This window comes from Nitrogeniibacter aestuarii (genome assembly GCF_017309585.1).
GTDB classification, from domain to species: Bacteria; Pseudomonadota; Gammaproteobacteria; order Burkholderiales; family Rhodocyclaceae; genus Nitrogeniibacter; species Nitrogeniibacter aestuarii.
The window spans coordinates 685312-710980 of the sequence record NZ_CP071321.1 but is presented as its reverse complement, the minus strand read 5'-3'; the positions used below and the strand labels follow the sequence as shown (position 1 = coordinate 710980).

Sequence of the window (25669 nt, the reverse complement as noted above, 5' to 3'; positions counted from 1 at the left end):
CGTCTGCAAACACTCGTCATTCTAAAGTGGCGTAAGTCTAACATTGCCACCCATGACAGGGCGGCACCTCCGATCCAGCCGTGCCCGTGACTCGCGACTGAGTGTGCAAGACCGGGTAATATCTGTCGCCGTCATGACCCAATCGCCCCGCATCCTCATCGTCCGCACTTCCGCCATCGGCGACGTGGTGTTCGCCTCGCCCTTTGCGGCTGCGCTCAAGGCGACCTGGCCAGACGCCCATGTGGCCTGGCTGGTCGAGCCGGGCATCGCGCCTTTGCTGGCGGATGATCCGTGCGTCGATGAACTCATCCACTGGCCCAAGAGCGAGTGGAAGAAGCTATGGCAGGCTCGCCGCTTCGGGGATCTGTTCCGGGCAGTCCGCGGCCTGTCCCGCGAGCTCAAGTCAAAGCGCTTCGACATCGCCATCGACATGCAGAGCCTGCTCAAGAGCGGCTGGCTCACCTGGTTGTCGGGCGCGCCGCGACGCATTGGACTGGGCAGTCGTGAGGGCAGCCAATGGCTGATGACCGAGGTGATTCCGAAAGGCGGCGACGCCGGGCGGATCAGCTCCGAATATCTCTACCTCGCCCAGCAACTCGGGCTCGACACCGGCGAATTCCTGCCGCGTCTGGTCGTCGGTGACACGGTGGCAGCGAAGGTCGATGCGCTGCTGGCCGCGCAGGGTCTCGAGCGCGGGCATTTCGCGGCCTTTGCGCCCTTCACCACGCGCCCCCAGAAGCACTGGTTCGAAGACGCATGGCAAGCCCTGGGGCCCAAAGTGGCTGCCGAGCTGGGCATGACCCCGGTCATCCTCGGCGGCCCTGCCGATGTGGACGCAGCCGAGCGCATTGCCGGCGCCATTCCAGGCGCGGTCGTCCTCGCGGGCAAGACCAACATCCCCGAAGCTGCCGCCGTCATCGAGCGTGCCGGGCTGCTTGTCGGCGTCGATACCGGGCTGACCCACATGGGGATCGCCTTCGCCACCCCGACGGTCGCCCTCTTCGGCTCGACACGCCCCTATCTGGACACCGGTCGCGACAACGCCCGGGTGATCTGGCTCGGACTCGAATGCTCCCCCTGCCGCAGGCGCCCGACCTGCCATGGCGCATTCACCTGCCTGCGTGACATCACTGCCGAGCGCGTGATGGACGAAGCCCGCAGCGTCCTCGCCGCCGGAGGCACGACGTGAAAGTGCTTCACGTGGAATCCGGCCGGCACCTCTACGGTGGCGGTAAGCAGGTGCTCTACCTGATGGAGGGGCTGGCAAAACGCGGTATCGATAATGTGCTGGCCTGCCCGGCCGGATCGCACATTGCCGATGAGGCTCGCGTTTTTGGCGGGGTGATCGAAATGCCCATGAAGGGCGATCTCGACGCGGCGCTCGCTGGCCGGCTCAGACGCGCCATGAAAACGCAGGGTGCGGATCTGCTCCATGTACACAGTCGCCGTGGCGCGGACGTCTGGGGTGGCATTGCCGCGCGCCTGTCCGGCACCCCAGCAGTCATTTCGCGCCGGGTGGACAATCCCGAGTCGCGGCTGGCCGTGAGACTCAAGTACGGGCTCTATCACCACGTGATCACCATCTCGGAAGGCATCCGTCAGGTACTGCTTGCCGAAGGCATGAACGCCGAGCACGTGAGTTGCGTGCGCAGCGCGCTCGACCCGACCCCCTATCTGCGCGACTACGACAAGGGGGCTTTTCGCCGATCACTCGGCTTCCCCGAAACCACGCCGGTGGCCGGCATCGTGGCACAACTGATCGAGCGCAAGGGCCATCGCCACCTGCTCGCCGCCCTGCCCGCCGTGCTGGCCCGACACCCCGATCTGCAAGTCCTCATCTATGGCCGTGGTCCGCTGGACGCTGCACTGCGCGAAGCCATCGAGCACCAGGGTCTGAACGCCAATGTGCGCCTCATGGGCTTCGTCGACGACCTGCCCGCCCAGCTCGGTTGCCTCGATCTGCTCGTTCACCCGGCCGATATGGAAGGCTTGGGCGTGTCGCTGCTGCAGGCGTCCGCCGCGCAGGTGCCGATCATCGCCTGCCGTGCCGGCGGCATGCCGGAGGCCGTGCGCGACGGGCTCAACGGTCTGCTCATCGATGTGGGCGATGTCGCCGCGCTCGGCGAGGCAATGAACCGCCTGCTCGACGATGCTGCCCTGCGCGAACGCATGGGGGCCGCCGGTCGGCAGCGGGTACTCGACGAATTCTCGGTGGACGTGATGTGTGAAGGCAATCTGGCGATCTACGACAAGGTGCTGAACCGATGAAGTCACTCCACATCCTCGGCAGCAAGGAAATGGGCGGCGCCGAACGCTGGCTGCTGCGCTTCGTGGCCGCCATGCAGCGCCACGGCGAAGACATCGAGGTGCTGGTGCGCCGCGGCTCGGAGCTCGACCAGCACCACCTGCAGGACGTACCCAAGATCACCGCCGGCATGCGCACCGTCTGGGACCCGTTCTCGAAATACGAACTGTCCCGGCTCGTCGCCGCCAGCGCCGCGCCGATCGTGCAGACCTACATGGGTCGGGCGACCCGGCTCACCCACCTCAAGCGCGGGCGTGGTCAGGTGCATCTGTCGCGCCTCGGCGGCTATTACAAGCTCGACCCGTTCCGCCATGCCCACGCCTGGATCGGCAACACCAAGGGCTTGTGTGACTGGATGATCCAGGGCGGCCTGCCCGCGAAGGATGTCCACCACATCACCAATTTCGCCGACCCGGCCAGACCCTGCAACGCGGACACCCAGGCGGAACTGCGCGAAGCCTTGCAGGTACAGCCGGAAGACTGGCTCATGGTCACCGCCGGCAGGCTGATCGACGTCAAGGGCCACGCCACGCTCATCGAGGCGATGCGCCAGTTGCCGGCAGAACTGGGCGGACGGCGCCTGCGCCTGATCCTGCTCGGCGACGGCCCCCTGCGCGAGGCGCTGGAAACCCAGGTGCGCCAGGCCGGTCTGGGCAGTCGCGTCCACTTCGCCGGCTGGCAGCAGGACCCGGCGCAGTGGTTCCACCTGTCCGACATGGTCGTCTTCCCCTCGCAGGACCGGGAAACGCTCGGCAACGTCATTCTCGAAGCCTGGGCCTATGGCAAGCCGCTGGCCTGCACCGCCTTCAGGGGCGCGCGCGAAATCGCGCACCCTGGAGAGGACGCGCTGGTCAGCCCATGCGACGATGCCGAATCGCTGGCGGAGAACATGCGCCAGCTGATTGAAGATGCCTCATTGCAGAACACGCTCGCACGCAACGGTCTCAAGCGCATCGAGCAGGATTTCAGCGAACAGGTGATCATCGATCAGTACCGTGCGCTCTACGCCCAATTGCTGGACAATCGCTGAATGAACAGCGGTATCAACATCCTCATGTACCACCAGGTGGGCGACTTTGCGCCGATGAAAGCGCACCGCTCCACCTATTGCCATCACAAGCGCTTCGCTTCGCAAATGGCGTATCTGGCGCGATTCGGCTACACGGTCCTGTCCATGGATCAGGTGCTCGACTGCCTGCGCGGCGAGCGGCCGATTCCGCCCAGGGCGGTCGCCCTCACCTTCGACGATGGCTACGAGAATTTCTACGAACACGCCTGGCCGGTGCTGCAGAAGCACGGCTTTCCGGCCATGGTGTATCTGATCGCCGACCTGCTCGGCAAGCCGTCCTACTGGTTCGAATCGGACGGGCGCGACACGCCGCCACTCATGAGCGCGCAGCGCATTCGCCAGTTGCGTGGCGAAGGCTGCGACTTCGGCTCGCATTCAGCCTCGCACGCCAAGCTGGCGACCCTCGAAACCCCGGCCATCCTTGAAGAAGTCACCCGTTCAAAAGCCATGCTCGAAGACGTGCTGGGCGAGCCGGTCAATCACTTCTGCTATCCCTTTGGCAGTCACGATCGCCGTGCGGTCGACGCCGTCGCCGAAGCGGGCTACACCTGCGCCACCACCTGCGTGAGAGCACCTGCGACGGTCGCCGACGATCCACTCACCCTGCCGCGCAAGGCCATCTCCTACGGCGACAATCTGCTCGGCTACTTCTGGCGCCTGCACATGAAGAACACCCCGAAGCGGGCGTTCATTCGTCGCGACGGGCAGACCTTCGACGCCCGCCCCGCCTGATCGCCGAGCGTCACTGCCCTTCGCGCAGGGCCTTGAGGATCTTCATGCCGGCACGGCCATTCACTTCATAACCCAGCCGTTCCTGCTCCACCGCAATCGCGGCCTTGGACTTGGCGCCGATCAGCCCGTCCACTTCACCAATCGCGTGCCCGCGATCGAGCAGCAGTTGCTGCAGTTCGCGGCGCTCGGCGCGCGCAATGCCCGGATCGTCGGTGGGCCAGTCGGTCACGAAAGGCCCCGCGCCGCGCAGCCGGTCTGAGAGATGCGCAATCGCCAGCGCATAGCTTTCGGCCGCGTTGTAGCTGTAGATGGCGTTGAAGTTACGGAACACCAGAAAGGCGGGCCCTTCTGCGCCCGCAGGCAACAACACGGCGGCCTGGCTGTCGATGGCATCCAATGCGCTGCCATCGATCTGCCGAACACCCATGGCCGACCATTCGCTCACCGCACGGCGTGCCTTGCGCCCGGCCACGGAGGCGTCGAACCCGGCCGGCAGCTTGATCTCGTAACCCCAGCCCTGGCCTGTGCGCCAGCCGGCCTGCTTGAGATAGTTGGCGGTCGAGGCCAGCGCGTCCGGGACACTGTCCATCAGATCGCGGCGCCCGTCGCCATCGAAATCGACGGCAATGCGCATGAAGGTCGATGGCATGAACTGGGTGTGGCCGAAGGCCCCCGCCCATGAGCCGGTGAGACGCTCGGGCGCGATGTTGCCCTGCTCGAGGATCCTGAGCGTGGTGAAGAACTCGCCGCGGAAGAAATCCTGCCGCCGCCCCTCGCAGGAGAGGGTGGCCAGCGAGGTCACCAGCGGGCGCGAGCCGAAGTTCTTGCCGTAATTGCTCTCCACCCCCCACACCGCGACCACGGTCGCCCGGTCAACGCCGTACTCCGCTTCGACCCGGCCGAGCACCTCGCTCCACTGGGCGAGCATGGCCTTACCATCATCAATGCGCTCCTGATCGACCAGCGCCGCGAGGTAATCCCAAATGGGCGTCACGAACTCGGGCTGGTAGTCGAGCGACTCGAGCACGGTCTCGTCGGGGCTCACACCCGCAGTAAAGCGGTCGAAGGCGGCCTGGCTCACGCCCTTGCTGGGTGCGGCGGAACGCAACATGCGCATGCATTCATCGAAGGAGAGATCGGCGTGCGCCAAGGGGGCGGCCAGCGCACTCATCAGCGCCACGGCGCCGGTCAGGAGGTGTGATTTCATGGGCGATATTCTATGAGGACTGCCGGCGCCGTGCACCGGGCGTTGCAAAGCCTTACCAGGGTTTGGGCGCAGCGCTCCGGGGCGGTGCTATGGTGAAACACCTGCACCGAGTTCCTTCCCCCGTGAGCCGACGCTTTTCTCTCCTTGTCAGTTTGGGTCTGATCCTTGCCATGCCGGCGCATGCCCTGATGGCCGGCGCGGCACCGGACTCGCCCGCAGCGCGCGTGATCGCTCCGTCGCAATCGGCCGAGTGGCCCGGTCTGGGACAGGTGATTACCCCCGGCGGCCGTTTCAATGGCGTTGCCATCAGTCGCCGCCATGTGCTGACGGCGACGCACGTGGCCGGGGGGCATGGCGCCCTCCCGACGCTCGTGCGCTTCATTCCGTTCGGCCACGAGGCCGACGAGCGCCAGGCGGCACGCATCGCCACCCTGCCGGGCTACGCCATGCCGGCCAATGATCTGGCCGTCATCGAACTGGCAACACCGCTGCCACGCAACGTGCCCGTTGCCCGACTCATGCGCGGCACGCTCAATGCCGGTGATGTCATCGATCTGGTCGGCGCTGGCGCATCCGGCCACGGCGACACCGGCCTGCAGCACGACGCAAGCCCCCGCGAGTTTCGCTGGGGGCGTAACGTGGCCGACCTGGTCGGTGAGCATGTGCCGGGCGTGCCAACGGCGGGCCACTTCCTGTTCTACGACTTTGACGGCCCGCAGGGCAATGGCGTTCTCGGGGGACCGACACTCGGCAACCCGCTGGAAACCCTGGTGGCAGGAGGCGACTCGGGCGGGCCGATCTATGTCAGGCCTCGGGGGGCAAGCGAACGTCTGCTCGTCGGCATCAGCGTGGCGGTGATCAGCCCGGTCAGCGGCGAGCGCCCGCGCTTCACGTTCGGCAGCCTGGGCGTGGGCACGGACCTGACCGCCCCCGCCGTACGTGCCTGGCTCACCTCCGTCACGGATGGCGCACTCCAGGAAGCCAGCCCCCAACCGCGCGGACCCGACTCAGCAACGACGATGGTCGCCGTACTCGGACTCGCGCTTGTGCTGGTCGCGCTGGCGCTGGCCGGATGGCGCCGGCACGCTCAGCGTGGCGGGCGCTGGCCCGGCTGAGGCTCAAGCGCGTCGGCCGCCTTGTCCATGGCCCACGCGGCGGCCACCGTGCTGCCCTTGCGGATCAGGGTGGTGGCAATGATCGAGCCGATCAGGCCCTGCCACGGGCGGATGCGTACGGCGAGCGCACCAACAGCGGCGGCCGCAGCCAACGAACGCACCGGATAGCGGCGCACGATCTCTTCAGTGGCCGGTTTGACGACGGTGTCGAACATTTCGCTCGGCGACATGTCGCCGCCCTGAGCTTCTTCGTGCTCGCTTGCCTGAGACGCGGTGCGCGGGCTGAGGCGCTGCTTGAGCCGCTCGCGCGACGCTCGCAACCGGGCCTCGGCCGGATCGATCAGATCGTCAGGTTTCACATGGGCGTTCATTCGGATATCTCCTTGAGCAAACGCAGGTCGGCATCTACCTGATCCCACAGGCGATCGAAGGCCCCGTCGGGATCGGGCTGGCTGGCCGCCTGCCCGGCCGCCAGTAGTGTCAGCAACCAGGGCACCCCTGGCACGACCCACAGCAACCAGTGCGAATTCATCGTTGTCGCCCACAACATCAGGGCACAGCCGGTCATGATGAGTGCCACCATGGCCAGCAGGGCCGCCGCGGACCACCACAGCACGCGCTTGCGTGTGCGGTTGCGCCACTGGTGAAACTCATGGCGTGCGAGCAGCGAATAACCCTCCGCGTGCTCGGCCAGCAGGCCAGGCTCGCGGAGGGACAAACGGATCAGTGACGGAATCATGGCTTTCGCCAATGCACCGATCAGCGGTGACGGCGGGCAGCGGCACCGGCAGCCAACGCGATGAGAGCACCCGTGCCCGCAGCGATCAGCAGCGCCTTGAGCGGCTGCTCCTGCACGTAGACGGCGGTCTTGTCTGCCGCTTTGGTGGCGGTTTCTTCAAGCCTGGTCGCGCCCTCACGCACGGCGGTTTCAACCGCGGCAGCGCCTTCCTTCACCACGTCGGAACCGTCGTGAATCAGCTTTTTGGTGGCGGACTGAACTTCGCCAAAAGACTCCTTCGCGCGACCCACAGCCTCGCCCTTGATCGGGTTGGTCGTGGTGTTGGTCACAGCAGGATCGGTAACGGTATTCATGTCTGACTCCTTTTCATGGTCTGTTTCGGTCAACGCATTCGCGTCCGAACATCTCTTCGTGATTCGATGCGATGTGCATCGGTGAGCACGTGTGACCATGCTATGCCTCGCCCATGGGCCGGATCGTGGGATGGCGCCGGAGCCTTGTGTCGTCCTTGCCCCTGCGCGAATGTAGGCGCCGACTGACACCCGCCAAGGGGGTGACCGGCTTAAAGCGGATCGCGCACGCGCAGAAAGCTGGCGAACCGGGGCAGTCCGGTGCGCGTGTAACCACGAAAACGGAAGGTGATCTGCGCCCCCAGCGCAGGCGGTGAGCGGCGTTCAGCGTCACTCAGGCCGGTACCAATGCGCAACAGCCGACCATCGGCCAGCCGTACTTCGAGTGCCCCCAGCATGCCTTGAAGACGCCCGCTGCCGGGCAGGTGGGCGGTGACAATGCCCTCGGCGTCCTGCCACGGCTTGAGTTTGAGCAACGCATCGCTGCGCCCGGTCAGGTACGGCGCGTCGGCTCGATGCAGCATCAGCCCTTCACCCCCAGCATCGATCACCTCGGCGAGCCAGGCCTCCAGTCGGGCACGGTCGGGCACCCGCCGCTGCTCCACGGCCTGCAACCAGGGCAAACGGGTCTCGACGACAAGCGTCTTGATGCGTTGTGCGCGGTTGGCAAAATCCCCTTCGCCGCCGGGCAGCTCGAAGATCATGTAGCGCAATTGCCGCCAGCCCGCCTCGTCGGGCGGGTCGGTGCGCACGATGCCGGACACCGTCTCGAAACGTCCGCGCCCCATCCACAGCTCGCCATCCAGCGGCGTGGGCGGCAGTGCGTCGGTAAACCAGGCCGGAGCATTGATCTGACGACCACTGCGAAAGCGCAACACATGCCCATCCCAGTGCGCACGCACGCCGTCGAGCTTTTCACTGACCAGATAAGGGCGGGGATCGACACCCTCGGTCGCTTCCCGAGCCAGGAGCAGGGGCTCACCGGCGATCGCAAGGGGGCTTACCGCCAGGGACGACAGGGCGACCAGCAGCACGCGGCACCCATTGAGAATCAATGACATTTGCATTGGCCGATTATAGCGTCACACAAGTGCGCACCTCAGGCTATGCTTACGCCCATGACCGAACCGCTCTCCGATCTCTCACACGCCATCCAGCTGGCCGTTGCACCCGTGTTTTTGCTCACGGCGCTGGCCACGCTCATCAATGCGCTCAATGGCCGTCTCGCACGCGTCGTGGATCGGCGGCGGGTGGTACGCAAGCGGCTGCAGGAAGGTGCGGCCGAGGAACAGGCGGCCTCCATGGAACGCGAGCTGGATCTGCTGGGCCGGCGCGGCAACTTCATCTACAAGGCCATCTTCTGCCAGGTGCTCAGCGCCCTGCTGGTCTGTCTGGTGGTCGCCGGGGCCTTTGTCGGCACGATGATTCAGGCCAATGTCACCGAGGCCATCGCCACGCTGTTCATCCTGGCCATGCTCGCAATGATCGGAGGCCTGGGCCTGTTCCTGAGAGAGGTGTACATGGCGGTGAGCCATCCCACCCACTGGGAACCGTGATCTGAGGCCTCAGGCCTCGCTGGCAACAGAGGAGAAGGGGGCCGCCGGCGCCTGCACCGGGGCGAGATAGGCGTCTGCAAACGCGTCCGGCGCCAGCGGCGCATCGAACAGATAGCCTTGTCCCTGGGCGCAATCGAGCGCCAGCAAGGCGTCGCGCTGTGCCTCTCGCTCAATCCCCTCGGCGACCACGGTCATGTCGAACGCCCGGGCCATGGCGACCATCGCGCGCAGAATCGAGTGCTCGCGCGCGTGGCAGCCGGCATCCGCGGTCGAGACAAAGCTCCGATCGATTTTCAGGGTGTCGAATTCCTGCGCGCTCAGGTAGGAGAGTGACGAATACCCCGTTCCGAAGTCATCCAGCGCCAGTCGCACCCCATGCTGACGCATGCTCAGCATCTCCTCCCGGGCCGCGCTCTCGGGCTGCATGAACACCGATTCGGTCACTTCCACCTCAACCGCTTCGGCCGGCAGCTTGCGCTGGGCAAGCGCCGCGAACAGGGCCTCGGCAAACCCCGGACGGAGCAGCTGCAGCGCCGAAATATTGATGGCGACGGTGGGTGGCCGCAGACCCGCGTCGCGCCACAGGGCAATCTGGTCAAGGGCGGTGGTCATCACCCACAGCCCGATCTGTTCGATCAAGCCACAGCGCTCAGCCACCGGGATGAAGCGGTCCGGCCCGACCAGCGAACCATCGGCGCGATGCCAGCGCAACAGCGCTTCGCAGCCCTTGAGCTCGCCGCTGCCCAGGGACACCTTGGGTTGATAGACCAGACGCAGTTCGCCACGGTTGATGGCCATGCGCAAACCGACTTCGAGGTTCATGCGCTCACGCACCACATCGTTCATCTGATGGTTGTACATGCATACCTGGTTGCCGCCGGCCGCCTTGGCTTCGTACATGGCCGTATCGGCGTTGCTGAACAGGGTGTCGGCATCACTGGCATCGTCCGGGTAGATGCTGATCCCGATGCTGGCCGTGACCAGCATCTCCAGGCCCGTGACCTCAATGGGCGCCTCGACGGTATCGAGCAGCTTGCGCGCGATGGCCATGAGATCGGCGTGTTCGTCCACCTCGGAGAGCACCACGATGAATTCGTCCCCACCCTGGCGGGCCAGGGTGTCGCTGCCGCGCACACCCGCGCGCAGGCGCTTGGCAAGCTTGACGAGCAGCCGGTCGCCCACCTGATGGCCGTGAACGTCGTTGATGTCCTTGAAGCGGTCGATGTCGATGAACAGCACCGCCGTGCGGGAGGGCTCGCGACCGTTGTTACGTGTCAGCGCCAGGTCGAGCCGGTCGGAGAGGGCCGCCCGGTTCTGAAGGCCGGTGAGCTGATCATGGAAGGCAAGATCGCGAATGCGCGCTTCGCTCTGCCGGCGCACCGTGATGTCGGACACCGAGCCCGCCATGAGCGTGGCAAGGCCCTTGCGATTGCGCACGGCTTCACCACGCGAGGCAATCCAGCGATAGGTGCCGTCGTTCGCCTTGACCCGGTACTCGTGATAGAAAAACCGCGACTCACCCTTCAGATGCCGTGCCACCGCCAGGTTGTAGCTCACACGGTCATCCGGATGGACAAGCGCAAGCCAGCCGTGAGTGTCCTTCAGAAAATTCTCGGAGTACCCGAGGATTTCAAGCAGGCGGGCGCCCACCCACAGCCGTTTGGAAATCGGGTCCCACCACCACAGGCCGTCGTGTGCACCGCGCATCGCCAGCTTCTGTGCGGTGAAGGCTGCACGCAGGAAGGCAAATTCACACACGGCCAGCGGCAGGGTCAGCAGCCAGGCGATCGCGGCACCCACGGCCCAGAGTTCAGCCCCGCGCAACGCCATCGCCGTACCCACGCAGGCGAGCGCCGCAGTCAGGCCCAAGGCCCATCTGCGCCACCTGGTCGTGCTCGCAAACCCGAACATGCGTCGTGGCATCTCTTGGCGTCTGAATCTGGATCCGTTTGAACTGTTTACGGCGGTAATGGTGTGATCAGTAACTCTTTTTCCACATTCTCCGACAGATGGCAATCGCCCGTTTTAATCGTCGAAAACGAGCTCCATCTGGGTTATCGTGACCACTGCCCTCCTCGCATGTGGTCCGACCGCCATGAAACCTGTTCGCCTCGCGCCCTTGATCGCCCTTGTGCTGCTGGCCCTCGCCCCGACTGCCGGCGCGACTCCGGAGCACCCCTGGGTCACACAAAACCCGCGCCTCGACAAGTACGCCTGGTTCTCGAACCTGAAGTCGGGCGATCAGGTGGAATCCCCTTTTCTTGTCCGCTTCGGGCTGACCGGCATCGGCATTGCCGCGGTCAAGCATCCGGTCACGGGGACGGGGCACCACCACTTGCTCGTCGACCGTGAGCTGCCCCTCGACTTCACCGAGCCGCTCCCTTTCAACGATCAGTACATCCACTTCGGCAAGGGGCAGATGGAGGCCGTGCTCGACCTGCCGGAAGGCGAGCACACGCTGCGGCTGGTCTTTGCCGATCACAAGCACATCCCCAATTTCGTCTATAGCGACGCGCTCAGGATCACCGTGGTGGGCAAGAGCGGCAAAAGTGCCGAATCGCTCAGGCAGGCGGGCGTCAGCATTCTGGCGCCCGGAAACAACGCCCGTCTTCAAGCGCCGTTCGCCGTGGTGCTGCACGCCGCCGGCCACAACGTGTCGCACACCGACATCACGGAACCGAACACCGGCCATTTCCGGATTCGCCTCACGCCCGCCAAAGGCGAACCGGTGTCGATCGCACTGACCGACGGCGCCACCGAGTTGTGGCTGCAACCGCCCGCGGGTGACTACACGGTGCAGACCGAACTCGTTTCCAACGCCGAACCCGACACCGTCATCGCGGCCTCCGAAGGCATCAGGTTCAAGGTCATGCCGCGATAGCCACCGCAGGCGAACATCTGCCTGTGCAAGCGTCCGGGGATGGCTTGGCCAGCGGCTTTCGCGGCACGTGGGTGCGCCCTTCAGGGCAAATACTGATTGGTCGAGAACCCGTGCCTTTGTAGAATCGCGCCTTTTCCGGGTCTGCGGGTGGCATGAGCCAATCCGCCCGGATCACAACAACAAGGGGGAAACCATGCTGAGACGTCGTTTTGGTGCTGCCGTGGCGGCCATGTGCGCGAGCACCGTGCTGGGTCTGACGCTGCCGGCTACCGCAGCTGCCGAGTCCTACAAGAGCGAATACAAGCTCTCCACCGTGCTGGGCGATGCCTTCCCCTGGGGCTGGGGCGCAAGCCGCTGGGCCGAACTGGTGAAGGAGAAAACCGACGGGCGCATCAACATCAAGGTCTATCCGGGGGCGTCGCTCGTGTCCGGCGACCAGACCAAGGAGTTCACCGCGCTGCGCCAGGGCATCATCGACATGGCGGTGGGTTCGACCATCAACTGGTCGCCGCAGGTGAAGGAACTGAACCTGTTCTCCCTGCCTTTCCTGATGCCCGACTACAAGGCCATCGACGCCCTCACCCAGGGCCGCGTGGGCGAGAAGATTTTCGCCAGCCTGACCCAGCGCGACGTGGTGCCGCTGGCCTGGGGCGAGAACGGCTTCCGTGAAGTCACCAACTCCAAGCACCCGGTGCGCACGCCGGAAGACCTCAAGGGCATGAAGATGCGCGTGGTCGGCTCGCCGCTGTTCCTCGCCACCTTCAACGCCCTGGGCGCCAACCCGACGCAGATGAGCTGGGCCGATGCCCAGCCGGCCATGGCCACCGGCGCGGTGGACGGCCAGGAGAACCCGCTGGCCGTGTTCAGCGCGGCCAAGCTGCACACGGTGGACCAGAAGTTTGTCACCCTGTGGGGTTACGTGGCCGACCCGCTGATTTTCGTGGTCAATGAAAAAGTCTGGGCCAGCTGGAGTGCCGAAGACCAAAAGGCCGTGCGTGAAGCCGCGCTGCAGGCCGCCAGGGAAGAAGTGGCGCGCGCCCGCGCCAGCATCTCCGAGGGCGACGACGCGGTGCTCAAGTCCATCGAAGGCAACGGCGTGACCGTCACCCGCCTGAGCGACACCGAGCGCGACGCCTTCCGCCAGGCCACCGCCGGCGTGTATCAGGAATGGGCCGGCAAGATCGGCAACGACCTGGTCAAGCAGGCCGAAGAGGACATCGCCAAGCGCTGACCCTCAGCCGCGCCATGCCATCCGGGCAGCGCCGGCAACGGCCTGCCCGGTTTCGTTTTTTTGCCTCACCGTTGTACCCACCCGATGAAGCCAGACCACGCCCCGGAAAACACCCACACCGCCGATGAGTTGTTGCTCACCCACGCCGACGCACCGCTGACCATCGAGCAGCGCCTCACCGGCGTGGCCATGCTGCTGATCGTGCTCATTTCGCTGGGCAACGTGATCGTCCGCTACCTCACCGCCCAGTCGTTTGCCGCGACCGAAGAGTTCTCCATCGCGCTGCTGATCATCCTGGCCTTCCTCGGCTCCTCCACCGCCATTGCCTTTGACCGCCACATCCGCGTCACCTTCTTCATCGACAAGCTGCCCCCGCGCTGGCAGGCGGCCGCCGACTGGCTGTCGTTCGCAGTGACCGCCGGGCTGTTCGGCTTCATCGCCTTCTACGCCGGCCATCTGGCCTGGGACAACTACCGCTTTGAAGAGACCTCGCCCGCGCTGGGCGTGCCGCAGTGGTGGTATTCGGTGTGGATGCCCATCCTCGCCGTGGTCATCGTGCTGCGCCTGATCGCAACCCGCCTGAGGAAAGACCGATGACCACGGCGGTGCTTCTCGGCCTGTTCCTGGCGGCCTTGATCGCCGGCCTGCCCTTGGCGGTGGGCTTCGGTGTGGCCAGTGTCGCGGTGCTTGCCCTGGCCGGCTTCGACCAATTGGCCGTCCCCACCAACATCTACGCCGGCATTGCCAAGTACCCGCTGCTGGCGATCCCCATGTTCATCCTCGCCGGCACCATTTTCGAACGCTCCGGCGTGGCCGAGCGCCTGGTGCGCTTCGTCACCGCCATGGTCGGCGAATGGACCGGTTCGCTGGCGGTGGTGGCGATTCTGGTGTCGATGCTGCTCGGGGGTATCTCCGGCTCCGGCCCGGCCGACGCCGCCGCCGTGGCCACGGTGATGCTCCCCTCAATGGTCAAGCGCGGCTACGACCGCGGCTTCTCTGCCGGTCTGATCGCCGCCTCGGGCTCGACCGCCATCGTCATTCCGCCCTCGGTCGCTTTCATTCTCTACAGCGTGATGGTGCCGGCCGCCACCGTGCCGGCCTTGTTCGCCGCCGGCCTGTTCCCGGGTCTGCTGGCCGCCGCCTGCCTGCTGGTGCCGGCCATCCTCATCAGCCGCCGTCATGGCTATGGCGCCCATTACAAAGCGGAACGCCCGCCCCTGCTCAAGAGCCTCATCGACGCCGTGTGGGGCCTGCTGGCCCCGGTGATCATCCTCGGCGGCCTGCGCCTGGGCATCTTCACCCCCACCGAAGCCGCCGTGGTCGCCGTCGGCTACGGCATCTTCGTCGGGATGGTCATCTACCGCACGCTGACGTTCAAGGCACTGTTCCGCCTGTTCGTCGAAGCCGGTGAGCTGTCCGCCGTGGTGCTCATGATCATCGGCATCGCCTCAGTCTTTGCGTGGGCGGGCAACACGCTCGGCGTGTTCGACGGTGCCGCCAAGGCACTGGTGGACATGCATGCCAACGAGTGGGTGATGCTGCTGTCGATCAACGTGCTGTTGCTGGTCGCCGGCATGTTCCTCGACGCCATCTCCATCTTCCTCATCCTGCTGCCACTGCTCATCCCCATCGCCACGGCCATGGGCTGGGATCTGGTGTGGTTCGGCGTGATGATGACCATCAACCTGGCGATCGGTCAGTTCACCCCGCCCATGGCCATCTCGCTGATGATCACCTCGCGCATCGCCGGCATCGGCATGCAGGAGACGGTACGAACCGTGCTCTGGCTGATGCTCGCCATGCTCTCGGGCCTGGCGCTGATGATCGCGTTCCCGCAGATCGCGCTGTGGTTGCCGGGGCGGCTGGGGTATCTGTAGTGAATCTCCTCAAATCGACGCTCACCCGCAGCGTTGCGGCATGCATGCTGACGACTATTTCACGCATGCCATTTAGCTAATGCCATATCATTCATAAGCAAATAAAAACCGTCTTGAATGCATATGCCAAATTTTTCTTCTCGTGTCCGCCATGCAGTTACAACGACGTTCGCCGCAGGGTTGCTGAGCGCGGCGACGCCCATCGCTCATGCTCAGGCATCCAACCTCGTTACCGGTATCTATTCCGGCGAAATCATCAGTGACGATGGCTTGGGGTTCCTGGGCCAGAACTTGACTCTGGAATTCGCCTACCTGAGCGATGCCCCCACCGTGATGCCGGAACTGGCCGGATTTTCACTCGGCGCATATTTTGCATTTACGAAGCTGAATGTGTCAGTCGGTGATCTTTCCTGGTCGGGGACAGACGGTTTGATTCTGGTTGCCGACAATGCCGGCTTCCCCTTCCTGCCGGTCGAGACGCCGTCTGACGAGTTCGGCATCCAGTATGCGACCACTTTCACCGGGGATACGCTCACACCCCTGATCGCCACCCCGACCTACAGCTTCAGTCTGCTACTGCGTGACACGCTCCCCGCGGGCACCCCTGACGCCATCACGACGCACGGCGGCCTGCCAAGCCAGGCACCCAACCCGGGCCTGTTCAGCGAAACCGCTGTGAGCTTCATGCAGTTCAGCGTCTCGGATATCAACGATCCGAGCATCGCCTACGCCGTCACCACGGGTCCTTTCTCGCTGGTCAGCGCCGTGCCCGAACCGTCATCTTATGCCTTGTTCCTGACCGGTCTGGGCATCGTCGGCACCGCAGTACGTCGCCGCCGCTGACCCAGACAACGCCAAAAAAAAACGCCCCGACGTCGGGGCGTTTTCATTTCCAGCACACGCCAGCCCAACGGCCGGCGAGAGGATCAGCGGAATCGGCGTCGCGCCACACCGCCGATCAGCCCCAGCCCCGCCAGGAACATGGCGTAGGTTTCGGGCTCCGGCACCGCCGCAACGGCGGACACGTCGAACGACAGGGCGTCGCCTGCTTGAACCGTCAGACCAGTCATATTCACCCAGATATGATCGTCATCGAAAGTAATCCGCGAGGCATCAAACCCAGCCACGCTGGTCAATGGATTGATCGCCACCGAAGCAAAAGAATCAATATCTCCGTTGGCATCGGAAAAAACATAGCCTACGAACGGATGGCTGGCAAACGTGAAACTCGACCCGTAGATACCCAGAAGGTTGGTATCAGAAAAATCGATGAAGGCCACACCCGGAACATTGATTTCGGTACCTGGGCCAACGAGATAAGTTCCGTTGAGAACCTCGGAGGTGGTTGAATCCATGGCCGGGTAGTTGATGGCAAAATTCAGCTCCTTGCCATTGAACAGATTGGCATGCGCCAAACCGCTCGCCGAGATGGCGGCGGCGACACCAAGAGACATCAGCATTTTCTTCATTCGATTTATCCCTGAGACAAATGGCCAAGATTGGCATCAGGGGCGAATGATAAACGCAATTATTCTTATGCTTCGTGTGTTTTTACTCAACCACAGCAGGACGACTTTTTCGGCGTCGGCGCACAGCAAGAAGACGTCGATTCACTCGCTACCTCAGGCACGCAACATGCCCCTTCGGCTGCTTGTTCGTCATCACCAAACGTGACGGACGAGCCCATGGTCACGTAATGCTCCCAGGCCATACCCTGCGGATCGGTGACCCAGTGCTTGTCGCTGCGTGCATAGCAACAGGTGGTCTCACCCTCGTCGAGCAATTCGCCACCGGACGCCGCTTCCGCGAAACGGCGCAGTTCGCTCAATTCCTCGGCCGAATCCGCCTGCATGCCGAAATGATTGACCGCGTTGCCGTGACCGCGTGCCGAAATGGCGAAGTTAATGCGTGGGTCATCGAGCATCCACTTGGCGTAGTCCGCCTCTTGTCGACTCGGTGCCTGACCGAAGAGTTTGGAATAGAAGGCGATGTTCGCGTCGAGGTTATCGACAGTGAGGTGGACGTGGAAGCGTTTCATGGGCGACTCCGTTGGCGTGGTATCGAAGTGTAGCCCGGATGCAGCGCAGCGGAATCCGGGGAGCGCCGCCCGGCTTCGATAGAGCACCTTGAGTCACCTTTTGGCCCCTCATCCTGGCGCGTTCAAAATTCGTTCAACCCGCGAGTTGATCGACCTTAGCCTGCGCAGCCAGGCTTTTGCGTCGAACAAGGACGCCTACGAAGGGAACGCCAGCAAGCATCATGAACAACGAAGGCATTTCCGGTACAGCGGAGACGGCCCGCAACTCATAACTGTAGAACGGTTCGTAGGCATTACCCAGCGGCTCCGGCTGCTCGCCTTCGGGCAAGATCACGGCAAAAGGAAACCCCCCGAAACCACTTGCCTGATAACCGGAAAGCGTCAAAACTCCATGATTCAGGGCACCTTCGCTTGCACCACCGTACCCGAATTGCACGGAGCCAGTGCATGACCAGGAAAAGTCGGGCGGACTGTCAAAGTTGAAACCAAAACAAGGCCCGCTTCCATAAGACAGTTCAAACCCGTACTGCAAGAAATTCGAGGGCAGGGAGAAGCCCACCCCTGCGGGGGCTTCGGAGATCAATCCATCACGATCAATCTGAATCCGAGCGGCATTCGGCGTGTACATGGCAGGCGTTCGCGACACCTCAAGCACCCCCGAAAGGGCGAATCGATGCTCCACATCCTGCACCGTCCATTCAACCATGCCGGTCGGCTCACGCGTGATGAGATCAAGGTAAGGCGCTGAGACCCAAGCCTGGGTCGTCGCAGTCACAAAGCTCTGATCCGGATCGACAACGTAAGTTGCTGCTGATACTCCCTTGACTAAGCTCAGCGAAAAAACACAAGCGGTGACGAACTGCCCAAATCGTGATTCCATGGCTCACTCCAGATCAGGAACTGCTTCGAAGAAGCGCCAGAATATACCCCAATCGGGCATAAATTAAATGACGATTTGTTTATTTATTTCGCATCTCACAAAATACGAATAAAGCGCTCCACCCGGGTAGATGCTTAATCAATGCGCCTCATCCCAGTTCGCACCATCCCCCACTTCCGCTACCAGCGGCACCGAGAGCTTCGCCACCCCCGCCATGAGCTTCGGCAACTGCTCCCGAACCAGCGACAACTCGTCATCCGGCACTTCCAGCACCAGTTCGTCATGCACCTGCAGGATCAGCTTTGACTTGAGCTTTTCGTCCCGAAGCCAGTTCGACACCGCCACCATCGCCAGCTTGATGAGGTCCGCAGCCGTCCCCTGCATCGGGGCGTTGATGGCGGCGCGCTCGGCGCCTTGGCGGCGGCCGGCCTGGCGGGCGTGGATGTCGGGGAGGTGCAGGCGGCGGCCGAAGACGGTTTCCACATAACCCTTGTCGGCCGCTTCGGCGCGGGTGCGCGCCATGTAGTCGGCCACGCCGGGGTAGCGGGCGAAGTAGCGGTCGATGTAGTTCGCGGCGGCGCTGCGTTCAATGTCCAGGTTCTTGGCCAGGCCATGGGCGCTCATGCCGTAGATGAGGCCGAAGTTGATCACCTTGGCGTAGCGGCGCTGGTCGTTGCTGACCTCGATGGGGGTGACGCCGAAGATCTCCGAGGCGGTGGCGCGGTGCACGTCCTCGCCCTCGGCGAAGGCCTTGAGCAGGCCCTTGTCGCCCGACAGGTGCGCCATGATGCGCAGCTCGATCTGGGAGTAATCAGCACTGACGATGCGATGCCCCTGCGGCGCGATGAAGGCGGCACGGATGCGGCGGCCTTCGGCGGTGCGGATGGGGATGTTCTGCAGGTTGGGGTCGGAGCTGGCCAGACGCCCGGTGACTGCCACGGCCTGCGAGAAGCTGGTGTGCACCCGGCCGGTCTTGCGATTGACCATGAGCGGCAGCTTGTCGGCGTAGGTGCTCTTGAGTTTGGCGAGACTGCGGTAGTCGAGCAGCAGCTTGGGCAGCGGGTAGTCTTCGGCGAGTTTCTGAAGCACTTCTTCGTCCGTCGAGGGCTGTCCGGTGGCGGTCTTCTTGACGATGGGCAGTTCGAGCTTGCCGAACAACAGCTCACCCAGTTGCTTGGGCGAGTTGAGGTTGAAGGGCTGGCCGGCCAGTTCGTGTGCTTCCTTCTCCAGCTCGGCCAGACGACGGCCGAGTTCTTCGCTGTGCTGCGCGAGCAGGAAGTCGTCGATGAGCACGCCGTTGCGCTCCATCTCGAAGAGCACATGCATGGCGGGCAGCTCGATGTCCCTGTACAGCGCCTTGAGCTTGTCTTCCTTGCCCAGTTGCTTCTCGAAGAACTGCTGCAGACGCAGGGTGATGTCCGCGTCCTCGGCGGCGTATTCACTCGCCTGCTCGACATCCACCTCGTTGAAGCCGATCTGCTTGGCGCCCTTGCCGCAGATGGCAGTGTAGGGAATGGTCTCGAGGCCGAGGTGCCGTTTGGCGAGGCTGTCCATGTCGTGCGACTTGTCGGACTCGATGATGTAGGAGGCCAGCAAGGTGTCGTCGGCAATGCCGCCGATCTTCACGCCATAGTTCGCCAGCACATGCATGTCGTACTTGAGGTTCTGGCCGACCTTCTTGTGCTCGTCGCTTTCCAGCCAGGGCCTGAGGGCGTCGAGCACCGGTTCGATGCCGAGCTGGTCGGGGGCGCCGGGGCCGGTGTGGGCCATGGGCACATAGGCCGCACCGCCGTCGGGCACCGCAAAAGAGACGCCCACCAGGGTGGCGGCCATGGCGTCGAGGCTGGTGGTTTCGGTGTCGAAGGCGGCAATGGGCGCGGCCTTGAGTTTGTCGATCCAGGCGTCGAGCGCCTCTTTGGTGAGGATGGTGTCGTATTCACCCCGGTGCGCCGTCGGATCGCCAGCCGGTGTTTCGTCGATATCGGCGCTGGCTGCGGCGGCTGGCGTCGGGTTGTCGCCGGACTGCACCTCGCGCAGCCAGGTCTTGAATTCCAGATGGCTGAACAGCTCGATAAGCTTGTCGCGGTCCTGCTCGCGCGGGGCAAGATCGGCTGGCGCGATGCCCAGGTCAAGATCCGTGGCCACGGTCACCAGTTTGACCCCCATGGGCAGGAAGTCCAGATGCCTGCGCAGGTTCTCCCCCACCTTGCCGCCCACCTCGTCGGCATGCTCGACCAGGTTGTCCAGGGTGCCGAACTGGGTGAGCCATTTCACCGCAGTCTTGGGGCCGCACTTTTCGACGCCGGGAATGTTGTCCACCGAGTCGCCCACCAGCGCCAGGTAGTCGATGATGCGCTCGGGCGGCACGCCGAATTTTTCTTCCACGCCCGCCGGGTCGAGCACTTCATTGCTCATGGTGTTCACCCAGCGCACCCGGTCGTCCACGAGCTGGGTCAGGTCCTTGTCACCGGTCGAGATGACCACGTCCATGCCGGCGGCGCTGGCCTGCCTGGCGAGCGTGCCGATCACGTCATCGGCCTCGACCCCATCGACCATCAGCAACGGCCAGCCGCGGGCCTTGACCGCTTCATGCAACGGCGGGATCTGCACGGCCAGGTCTTCAGGCATGGACGGGCGGTTGGCCTTGTACTCGGGAAACCAGTCGTCGCGGAAGGTCTTGCCTTTGGCGTCGAAGACGCAGGCGCGGTACTCGGCCGGGTAATCGCTGTCGAGCCGACGCAGCATGTTGAGCACGCCATACACGGCGCCGGTCGGCTCGCCCGCGGCATTGCGCAGATCGGGCATGGCGTGAAAGGCGCGGAACAGGTAGCTGGATCCATCGACAAGCAACAGGGTGGGCATGCGTTTGACTCTCTCTGGTTTTTTCGTGGGCGCCGGGTGAATGCCTCAGCGCCCTTCGCGTGAATTGTAGATGTGGCCGCCTTGGGCCCGGTATTGATCCAGCACGGCGCGCGCCGCAGCACGGCCAACGCCCTCGTTCACCGAGATGCCGCGCGCTGCCAGGGCTTGAGCCCAGTCGGGGGGTTTGGGGCCTTCATCGAAGCCCACACTGCGGGCGTCGGCATCGGTGGCGCCCGAAACGACACGGCTCACGCCGGACCAGCCGATCGCGCCCAGACACATGGTGCACGGCTCGGTGCTGGTGACCAGTTCGTGGGGCGGCAAACCGGCGGCGCCGAGGTCGTAGGTCGCAAGGCGCCGCTGGGCCAGCGCCAGCGCCACCACTTCGGCATGCAGCATGGACAAGCCCTGGGTCGTGACCAGATTGACGCCCAGTGCCACGAGCCGGCCACTGACCTGTTCGAACACGCCCGCCGCGAACGGCCCGCCCGTCCCTTCAGCCACGTTTCGACGTGCCGCATCAACCACGAAGGCCATGCGTGCCTCGACATCCGCAGTAGCGACATAGGCTGCCGCATGAACGTCGAGCCAGTCCGGCAGGTCAAAGCAAAGTGAATTCGACATGATCGGGTCCGAGGTCTGTCTGCCGCGCAACGACGGCGGTCATGTGCTCAGGCTAAAATCGACTCCCCCTTAAAACAAGCGAGGCAGCGCACCCCATGAGCGCCAGGAACAAACTTCCCGCAGACATGCCCGAAGCGGCCATGCCCAAGCACAACGCCCGCGAGTCCTGGCGAATCTTCGGGATTATGGCAGAGTTCGTGGAGGCGACCGAACGGCTCAACGCCATCCGCCCGGCGGTTTCGGTCTTCGGCAGTGCGCGCACGGCGCCGGACCACCCCTACTACGTGCTCACCGAACAGATTTCCCGCAAATTGTCCGACGCGGGCTTCTCGGTCATCTCCGGCGGCGGCCCGGGCATCATGGAGGCGGCCAACAAGGGCGCCTATTTCGGCAAGAGCCCGTCCGTGGGGCTCAACATCCAGTTGCCGCACGAACAGCACGCCAACCCCTACCAGGACATCTCCCAGACCTTTCAGCATTTCTTCGCTCGCAAATTCATGTTCGTGAAGTTCGCGGCCGCCTATGTGGTCATGCCGGGCGGATTCGGCACGCTGGACGAGGTGATGGAAGCGCTGACACTCATCCAGACCCAGAAGAGCCGCAAGATCCCGCTGATTCTCGTCCATCGGCCGTTCTGGGAGGGGCTGATCGACTGGTTCCGCGACAAGCTGGTGGCTGAACGCATGATCAATCCCGAGGATCTGGATCTGATGCAGATCATTGACGATCCGGATGAGGTGGTGGATGCCATCTTCAAGCACTACGAGACACGTGGGTTCCTGCCGCTGCCGGAAGAGCATGAGCTGATGCTCAACCTGTGATCGGGCGGAGGCCGGGCGCGAAAGCCGGGTCGTGTCGTTTTTTGTCGGCGACGCCGAGGCGATCAGGTGAGTGCCGACTCAGAACTTCATCCCGTTCCTTGTGACGTTGATGGTTTCGCCCTGAAGGGCAACCTACTTTCTTGGCGCGCAAGAAAGTAGGCAAAGAGACGCATCCCGCTTTTCGTGGCCCTGCGGGCTGCCCTCGCTGTCCGAATGCCCGGCAGGCGCTTTCGCTAACTCGCCCCTGCGGGGCTCAGACAGCGAAACCGCTTTTTCTGCCGGTCGTTCGGACGACTCGGCACGACAGAGGGATTGGGGACGTGCCAACTGTTGCGGCCGTCCGTTTATGTTTCGCTGTATTCGGCGTCGCTACGCTCGGCCGGGCGACTGACCTCACCAGAGCGGCACGCCCGCCCCGCCCTCGATCGCGCCAATCGCCAAGCGCCGGGGGCGGAGAACCGGGCTTCGCTGTCTGAGCCCATAGGGCGAGTTGGCGAAGCACGCCGCCAGCGGGGCTTGGCGGTTGGGAATCGCCGCCAGGCGACGCGACCGTGGGCTGTGCTTCTTTGCTTACTTTCTTGCACAAGCAAGAAAGTGAGGCGCCCGCCGGGGCGAAACCCGGCCAATGCCGGTTCGTGCCTGAACGACCTCACGCATGAGTTCAGTGTTGAGTCGGGGCACCATTCCATTCTTGTTTCGCTGCCGGTTTCGCCCTGAGGGGCGACCTACTTTCTTGACGCGCAAGAAAGTAGGCAAAGAGACGCATCCCGCTTTTCGTGGCCCTTCGGGCTTCCCTCGCTGCCCGAACGCTCAGCAGGTGACTTCGCCAACTCGCCCTGCGGGCTCAGACAGCGAAGTCACTTTTTCTGCTGATCATCCGGACGACTCGGCACGACAGAGGGATTGGGGTGTGCCGGGCTGAGACGCAGAAGGTGATTTTGATGCGATGTTCCCCGCCTCGCTGCGCTTGGCCGGGCTACGGCTCTCACCAGAATGGCACGTCCGGGTCGCCCTCGATCGCGCCAATCGCCAAGCGCCGGGGGCGGATCAACGGGCTTCGCTGTCTGAGCCCGCAGGGCGAGTTGGCGAAGCACGCCGCCCACGGGGCTTGGCGATTGGGGATCGCCGAAGGCGACGCGACCGTGGGCTGTGCTTCTTTGCTTACTTTCTTGCACAAGCAAGAAAGTAAGGCGCCTGCCGGGGCGAAACCCGGCCAATGGCGGTCCGTGCCAGCAACACTTCGCAGATCAGGTCGCCACTGCCCCAGACCACCATCTCACGGTGATTGCTCGGCAGGTGGGCACTGCAAATGAATACGGGAGAGTTTGAGCTGGGCACGACAACTCGCTCACACGGAGCCGGCGGCGCGTCCTGAAGGCGGGAGATCGAAGCGCAGCCGAGATCACCGGCCTCGGGGTAAAACGGCTGAAAGTTGATGTGCTCCGAACGCGCGCAGCGGGCCGGTCACTTCGGCTTCATGAAGCAGTTCTTGCGCGCCTCGTTTTCGATGCCATGAAAGGTCCGCGCCAACTGCCGCCCGCCCTTGAGCCCCCGCATGACCTCGCCACGCTCACCGCCGATGCTGATGGCGTTGGAGGTGGTCGATTCCTTGACGAATTCGTCGTAGTCGAGCTGCTCGGCAATCTTGTCCACGACGCAACTGCACTTGTACATGTATTCCTGGCTGGCCTTGGGTGCATCGCGCATGCAGGCCACCACGTACTCGACACGGGTGATGGTCGGATAGTCGTTCTTGGGGGTCTCCGCCAGACTCGCGCCTGCCCACAGGCTCAGGCTTAGCGGGACGATGAGTGTCTTCACGGCGGCACGGAGGTGTTTCATGAGCCTTCCGAATTCAGGGTGAGGGTGATTTCATGCGTCAGCCTGCCATCCTTGTCGGGTACGCCGCTACGCAACTCGTAGATACCGCCGGGCACGCTCGGGCTGACGATGAATTCGTACTGCTTTGCTTCCTGCCCTTTCATCCGCTCGATCTTGGGCACATCGATGAACGGCAGAATGCGGATGCGGGTACCTTCATGGGCAGCACCGTCCAAGGTGAATTGCACAGGCGCGACATCAGCGCTGTTTGCCAAGGCCATGCGGATGTGACGGCGAAAATAGTTGGTGGCGCCCCCCAGATCCGCATGCATCTGCCGTACGTCCTGCTCCAGGAAATACAGGATGACCGGGTTGCTCTGCGCTTTGCTGACCACAGGCAGCGCCAGCTGCCGCTCGCCGCTCAGATAACGGGCGGACACGCGATAACTCGCGTCCTCGTCGTTTTCGATGGACAGGTCGGCCGTGTCCTCAATGGGCGACTGATCGGCCGCCGTCTCACGGTAGTTGTAGTGCAGCACGCCCGGCGCCTTGAAGCCGGCCAGGTGCGGTGTCATGAAAACGGCCTTTTCGGCCGCCGAGGGTTCGTCCGCTGCAACACTCAGCGCGCTGACCGCCGCCAGCGCAAGGGCGGCGATCCATCGCCGCCCTTGTGTCTTCGCTTCAGCGAGCCACATCATTGCCTCCCTCTTCGATCGGCAGGGTTGGCACCTGGTACTCGGCGAGGATGGCTGCGATCGCATCCTGATTCTTTTCGATCAGTGATTCGATCTTCGCCTTCCACTCGGGCTCGCCCCGACGTACGCCCATGGCCATGGCGTAGTCGAATTTGACACCCTTTTCCGAGCTCAACGGCACGATCCGGTAGGTACCCTCGCCCGCCTGTCGCGACAGGTGGCCGGCCAGCGGCCCCCAGACGACGGCTGCAGCAATCTTGCCGTTGGAAAGATCGGTCGCCACCAGGTCCGCCGGAGTCACATCGGGGTTGGGGTGCATGCTTCGGTAGGGCACACCGGCGTCCACCAGTTGGTGGTGCGCCAGCCAGGCAGAACCGGGCGATCGATCAAAGACGCCGATACGCACCTGACCGGTGTTCACGGCTTCGTTCTTGAGAAAGTCTTCTTCTGTATTCACGTCGGCCAGCGCGCCTTTCGGCGGGAACACCAGCGCATAGGTGGAACGATAGTAGGCCTTGGTGGCATCCACCTGCCCCCAGCCACTGGGCACGCCCATCACCACATCGCACGGGTAGTCCTGATCCGGCAGTTTGAAACGCAGCGTGTTGCGGATGAAGCCGAGCCGCTGGGGAAAGTTGTAGTCCTCCACCGGCAGGCCAAGGTCCTTGGCGAACAGGGCCGCAATGCGGTCTTCGAACCCTTCCCGCGCGGTGTTGGAAAACGGCAGGTTGTTGCCGTCCTTGCACACCCGGAAGGCCTTCGGATCGGGCCCGCCATCCATGGCAAAAGTCGCAACCGAAAAGCCAAGGGCGAGCGAACCGATCACGGCACCTCTGATGGCCCGTGTCACTGGGGTGGCGTTCATG

26 protein-coding genes are annotated in these 25669 nt (G+C 63.8%); 12 read left to right on the top strand and 14 right to left on the bottom strand.

Annotated elements, in window-relative coordinates:
- Window positions 1-133 precede the first annotated feature (133 nt).
- From J0W34_RS03370 to J0W34_RS03355, 4 genes are read left to right on the top strand one after another with little or no spacing between them, the layout of a single operon-like run.
- On the top strand, window positions 134-1189 hold the full coding sequence (locus J0W34_RS03370; RefSeq protein ID WP_230970693.1) for a glycosyltransferase family 9 protein: 1056 nt from the start codon (window positions 134-136) through the stop codon (window positions 1187-1189).
- On the top strand, window positions 1186-2268 hold the full coding sequence (locus tag J0W34_RS03365; protein ID WP_230970692.1) for a glycosyltransferase family 4 protein: 1083 nt from the start codon (window positions 1186-1188) through the stop codon (window positions 2266-2268). The genes J0W34_RS03370 and J0W34_RS03365 overlap by 4 nt, the downstream gene beginning before the upstream one ends.
- A complete protein-coding gene (locus J0W34_RS03360; RefSeq protein WP_230970691.1) occupies window positions 2265-3335 on the top strand; it encodes a glycosyltransferase in 1071 nt (356 codons plus the stop codon). Before J0W34_RS03365 ends, J0W34_RS03360 begins: the two co-directional genes overlap by 4 nt.
- On the top strand, window positions 3336-4106 hold the full coding sequence (locus J0W34_RS03355) for a polysaccharide deacetylase family protein (protein WP_230970690.1): 771 nt from the start codon (window positions 3336-3338) through the stop codon (window positions 4104-4106).
- Window positions 4107-4116: 10 nt separating this feature from the next.
- Here J0W34_RS03355 and J0W34_RS03350 read toward each other — a convergent pair whose 3' ends face one another.
- Complete coding sequence (locus J0W34_RS03350; protein WP_230970689.1) at window positions 4117-5313, bottom strand: lytic murein transglycosylase; 1197 nt, start codon at window positions 5311-5313, stop codon at window positions 4117-4119.
- Between the two features lie 170 nt (window positions 5314-5483).
- On the opposite strand from J0W34_RS03350, the gene J0W34_RS03345 reads away from it, so the two are divergent.
- The gene (locus tag J0W34_RS03345) at window positions 5484-6428 is read left to right on the top strand and encodes a trypsin-like serine protease (RefSeq protein ID WP_230970688.1); all 945 of its coding nucleotides are present in this window, start codon (window positions 5484-5486) and stop codon (window positions 6426-6428) included.
- Here the strand turns inward: J0W34_RS03345 and J0W34_RS03340 are convergent.
- From J0W34_RS03340 to J0W34_RS03325, 4 genes are all read right to left on the bottom strand, one after another.
- Entirely contained in the window at window positions 6401-6799 is a 399-nt protein-coding gene (locus tag J0W34_RS03340) for a hypothetical protein (RefSeq protein ID WP_230970687.1), read from the bottom strand. The genes J0W34_RS03345 and J0W34_RS03340 overlap by 28 nt on opposite strands.
- On the bottom strand, window positions 6796-7167 hold the full coding sequence (locus J0W34_RS03335) for a hypothetical protein (RefSeq protein ID WP_227815610.1): 372 nt from the start codon (window positions 7165-7167) through the stop codon (window positions 6796-6798). Before J0W34_RS03335 ends, J0W34_RS03340 begins: the two co-directional genes overlap by 4 nt.
- A 20-nt stretch (window positions 7168-7187) precedes the next feature.
- On the bottom strand, window positions 7188-7520 hold the full coding sequence (locus tag J0W34_RS03330) for a hypothetical protein (RefSeq protein WP_227815609.1): 333 nt from the start codon (window positions 7518-7520) through the stop codon (window positions 7188-7190).
- 209 nt (window positions 7521-7729) lie between these two features.
- Window positions 7730-8578 carry a DNA ligase gene (locus J0W34_RS03325; protein ID WP_230970686.1) on the bottom strand — a complete coding sequence of 283 codons (849 nt, stop codon included), beginning with the start codon at window positions 8576-8578 and terminating at the stop codon, window positions 7730-7732.
- A gap of 57 nt (window positions 8579-8635) precedes the next feature.
- On the opposite strand from J0W34_RS03325, the gene J0W34_RS03320 reads away from it, so the two are divergent.
- On the top strand, window positions 8636-9073 hold the full coding sequence (locus J0W34_RS03320) for a DUF2721 domain-containing protein (protein WP_227815607.1): 438 nt from the start codon (window positions 8636-8638) through the stop codon (window positions 9071-9073).
- A gap of 9 nt (window positions 9074-9082) precedes the next feature.
- Here the strand turns inward: J0W34_RS03320 and J0W34_RS03315 are convergent, their stop codons facing one another.
- The gene (locus J0W34_RS03315) at window positions 9083-10942 is read right to left on the bottom strand and encodes a putative bifunctional diguanylate cyclase/phosphodiesterase (RefSeq protein WP_230970685.1); all 1860 of its coding nucleotides are present in this window, start codon (window positions 10940-10942) and stop codon (window positions 9083-9085) included.
- Window positions 10943-11168: 226 nt separating this feature from the next.
- Between J0W34_RS03315 and J0W34_RS03310 the strand changes: the two genes are divergently transcribed.
- The 5 genes from J0W34_RS03310 (at window position 11169) to J0W34_RS03290 (ending at window position 15905) form a co-directional block, all read left to right on the top strand.
- Entirely contained in the window at window positions 11169-11954 is a 786-nt protein-coding gene (locus tag J0W34_RS03310) for a DUF4399 domain-containing protein (RefSeq protein WP_227815605.1), read from the top strand.
- A gap of 193 nt (window positions 11955-12147) precedes the next feature.
- Window positions 12148-13185, top strand: coding sequence for a DctP family TRAP transporter solute-binding subunit (locus J0W34_RS03305; RefSeq protein ID WP_230970684.1), 1038 nt, complete (start codon window positions 12148-12150; stop codon window positions 13183-13185).
- A gap of 84 nt (window positions 13186-13269) precedes the next feature.
- Window positions 13270-13782 (top strand): TRAP transporter small permease, encoded by a 513-nt coding sequence (locus tag J0W34_RS03300; RefSeq protein WP_230970683.1) that lies wholly within the window; start codon window positions 13270-13272, stop codon window positions 13780-13782.
- Window positions 13779-15062: a TRAP transporter large permease gene (locus J0W34_RS03295; RefSeq protein ID WP_230970682.1), complete on the top strand. Its 1284-nt coding sequence runs from the start codon at window positions 13779-13781 to the stop codon at window positions 15060-15062. Before J0W34_RS03300 ends, J0W34_RS03295 begins: the two co-directional genes overlap by 4 nt.
- Window positions 15063-15179: 117 nt before the next feature.
- Window positions 15180-15905 carry a PEP-CTERM sorting domain-containing protein gene (locus tag J0W34_RS03290; protein WP_230970681.1) on the top strand — a complete coding sequence of 242 codons (726 nt, stop codon included), beginning with the start codon at window positions 15180-15182 and terminating at the stop codon, window positions 15903-15905.
- An 83-nt stretch (window positions 15906-15988) separates the two neighbouring features.
- Here J0W34_RS03290 and J0W34_RS03285 read toward each other — a convergent pair whose 3' ends face one another.
- The 5 genes from J0W34_RS03285 to J0W34_RS03265 form a co-directional block, all read right to left on the bottom strand.
- On the bottom strand, window positions 15989-16531 hold the full coding sequence (locus J0W34_RS03285; protein WP_227815600.1) for a PEP-CTERM sorting domain-containing protein: 543 nt from the start codon (window positions 16529-16531) through the stop codon (window positions 15989-15991).
- 86 nt (window positions 16532-16617) lie between these two features.
- A complete protein-coding gene (locus J0W34_RS03280) occupies window positions 16618-17100 on the bottom strand; it encodes an ArsI/CadI family heavy metal resistance metalloenzyme (RefSeq protein WP_227815599.1) in 483 nt (160 codons plus the stop codon).
- Between the two features lie 133 nt (window positions 17101-17233).
- The gene (locus tag J0W34_RS03275; protein ID WP_227815598.1) at window positions 17234-17980 is read right to left on the bottom strand and encodes a hypothetical protein; all 747 of its coding nucleotides are present in this window, start codon (window positions 17978-17980) and stop codon (window positions 17234-17236) included.
- A gap of 138 nt (window positions 17981-18118) precedes the next feature.
- On the bottom strand, window positions 18119-20842 hold the full coding sequence (gene polA / locus J0W34_RS03270; protein WP_230970680.1) for a DNA polymerase I: 2724 nt from the start codon (window positions 20840-20842) through the stop codon (window positions 18119-18121).
- Window positions 20843-20887: 45 nt separating this feature from the next.
- Entirely contained in the window at window positions 20888-21466 is a 579-nt protein-coding gene (locus tag J0W34_RS03265; RefSeq protein WP_227815596.1) for a nucleoside deaminase, read from the bottom strand.
- A 95-nt stretch (window positions 21467-21561) separates the two neighbouring features.
- Between J0W34_RS03265 and J0W34_RS03260 the strand changes: the two genes are divergently transcribed.
- A complete protein-coding gene (locus tag J0W34_RS03260) occupies window positions 21562-22287 on the top strand; it encodes an LOG family protein (RefSeq protein ID WP_230970679.1) in 726 nt (241 codons plus the stop codon).
- Between the two features lie 1464 nt (window positions 22288-23751).
- Here the strand turns inward: J0W34_RS03260 and J0W34_RS03255 are convergent.
- The 3 genes from J0W34_RS03255 to J0W34_RS03245 are packed head-to-tail and all read right to left on the bottom strand — an operon-like array spanning window position 23752 to window position 25668.
- Window positions 23752-24129 (bottom strand): hypothetical protein, encoded by a 378-nt coding sequence (locus J0W34_RS03255; protein WP_230970678.1) that lies wholly within the window; start codon window positions 24127-24129, stop codon window positions 23752-23754.
- Window positions 24126-24806: a hypothetical protein gene (locus J0W34_RS03250; protein WP_230970677.1), complete on the bottom strand. Its 681-nt coding sequence runs from the start codon at window positions 24804-24806 to the stop codon at window positions 24126-24128. Before J0W34_RS03250 ends, J0W34_RS03255 begins: the two co-directional genes overlap by 4 nt.
- On the bottom strand, window positions 24790-25668 hold the full coding sequence (locus J0W34_RS03245; RefSeq protein WP_230970676.1) for a quinoprotein dehydrogenase-associated putative ABC transporter substrate-binding protein: 879 nt from the start codon (window positions 25666-25668) through the stop codon (window positions 24790-24792). Before J0W34_RS03245 ends, J0W34_RS03250 begins: the two co-directional genes overlap by 17 nt.
- Between the last annotated feature and the right edge of the window lies 1 nt (window position 25669).

Coding starts and splice junctions, on each gene's coding strand:
- J0W34_RS03250 (WP_230970677.1), bottom strand. CDS start 24,806: ATGATGTGGCTCGCTGAAGCGAAGACACAAGGGCGGCGATGGATCGCC.
- J0W34_RS03335 (WP_227815610.1), bottom strand. CDS start 7,167: ATGATTCCGTCACTGATCCGTTTGTCCCTCCGCGAGCCTGGCCTGCTG.
- J0W34_RS03290 (WP_230970681.1), top strand. CDS start 15,180: ATGCATATGCCAAATTTTTCTTCTCGTGTCCGCCATGCAGTTACAACG.
- J0W34_RS03340 (WP_230970687.1), bottom strand. CDS start 6,799: ATGAACGCCCATGTGAAACCTGACGATCTGATCGATCCGGCCGAGGCC.
- J0W34_RS03345 (WP_230970688.1), top strand. CDS start 5,484: ATGCCGGCGCATGCCCTGATGGCCGGCGCGGCACCGGACTCGCCCGCA.
- J0W34_RS03330 (WP_227815609.1), bottom strand. CDS start 7,520: ATGAATACCGTTACCGATCCTGCTGTGACCAACACCACGACCAACCCG.
- J0W34_RS03325 (WP_230970686.1), bottom strand. CDS start 8,578: ATGTCATTGATTCTCAATGGGTGCCGCGTGCTGCTGGTCGCCCTGTCG.
- J0W34_RS03280 (WP_227815599.1), bottom strand. CDS start 17,100: ATGAAACGCTTCCACGTCCACCTCACTGTCGATAACCTCGACGCGAAC.
- polA (WP_230970680.1), bottom strand. CDS start 20,842: ATGCCCACCCTGTTGCTTGTCGATGGATCCAGCTACCTGTTCCGCGCC.
- J0W34_RS03360 (WP_230970691.1), top strand. CDS start 2,265: ATGAAGTCACTCCACATCCTCGGCAGCAAGGAAATGGGCGGCGCCGAA.
- J0W34_RS03255 (WP_230970678.1), bottom strand. CDS start 24,129: ATGAAACACCTCCGTGCCGCCGTGAAGACACTCATCGTCCCGCTAAGC.
- J0W34_RS03370 (WP_230970693.1), top strand. CDS start 134: ATGACCCAATCGCCCCGCATCCTCATCGTCCGCACTTCCGCCATCGGC.
- J0W34_RS03275 (WP_227815598.1), bottom strand. CDS start 17,980: ATGGAATCACGATTTGGGCAGTTCGTCACCGCTTGTGTTTTTTCGCTG.
- J0W34_RS03305 (WP_230970684.1), top strand. CDS start 12,148: ATGCTGAGACGTCGTTTTGGTGCTGCCGTGGCGGCCATGTGCGCGAGC.
- J0W34_RS03320 (WP_227815607.1), top strand. CDS start 8,636: ATGACCGAACCGCTCTCCGATCTCTCACACGCCATCCAGCTGGCCGTT.
- J0W34_RS03265 (WP_227815596.1), bottom strand. CDS start 21,466: ATGTCGAATTCACTTTGCTTTGACCTGCCGGACTGGCTCGACGTTCAT.
- J0W34_RS03285 (WP_227815600.1), bottom strand. CDS start 16,531: ATGAAGAAAATGCTGATGTCTCTTGGTGTCGCCGCCGCCATCTCGGCG.
- J0W34_RS03300 (WP_230970683.1), top strand. CDS start 13,270: ATGAAGCCAGACCACGCCCCGGAAAACACCCACACCGCCGATGAGTTG.
- J0W34_RS03260 (WP_230970679.1), top strand. CDS start 21,562: ATGAGCGCCAGGAACAAACTTCCCGCAGACATGCCCGAAGCGGCCATG.
- J0W34_RS03355 (WP_230970690.1), top strand. CDS start 3,336: ATGAACAGCGGTATCAACATCCTCATGTACCACCAGGTGGGCGACTTT.
- J0W34_RS03245 (WP_230970676.1), bottom strand. CDS start 25,668: ATGAACGCCACCCCAGTGACACGGGCCATCAGAGGTGCCGTGATCGGT.
- J0W34_RS03310 (WP_227815605.1), top strand. CDS start 11,169: ATGAAACCTGTTCGCCTCGCGCCCTTGATCGCCCTTGTGCTGCTGGCC.
- J0W34_RS03350 (WP_230970689.1), bottom strand. CDS start 5,313: ATGAAATCACACCTCCTGACCGGCGCCGTGGCGCTGATGAGTGCGCTG.
- J0W34_RS03295 (WP_230970682.1), top strand. CDS start 13,779: ATGACCACGGCGGTGCTTCTCGGCCTGTTCCTGGCGGCCTTGATCGCC.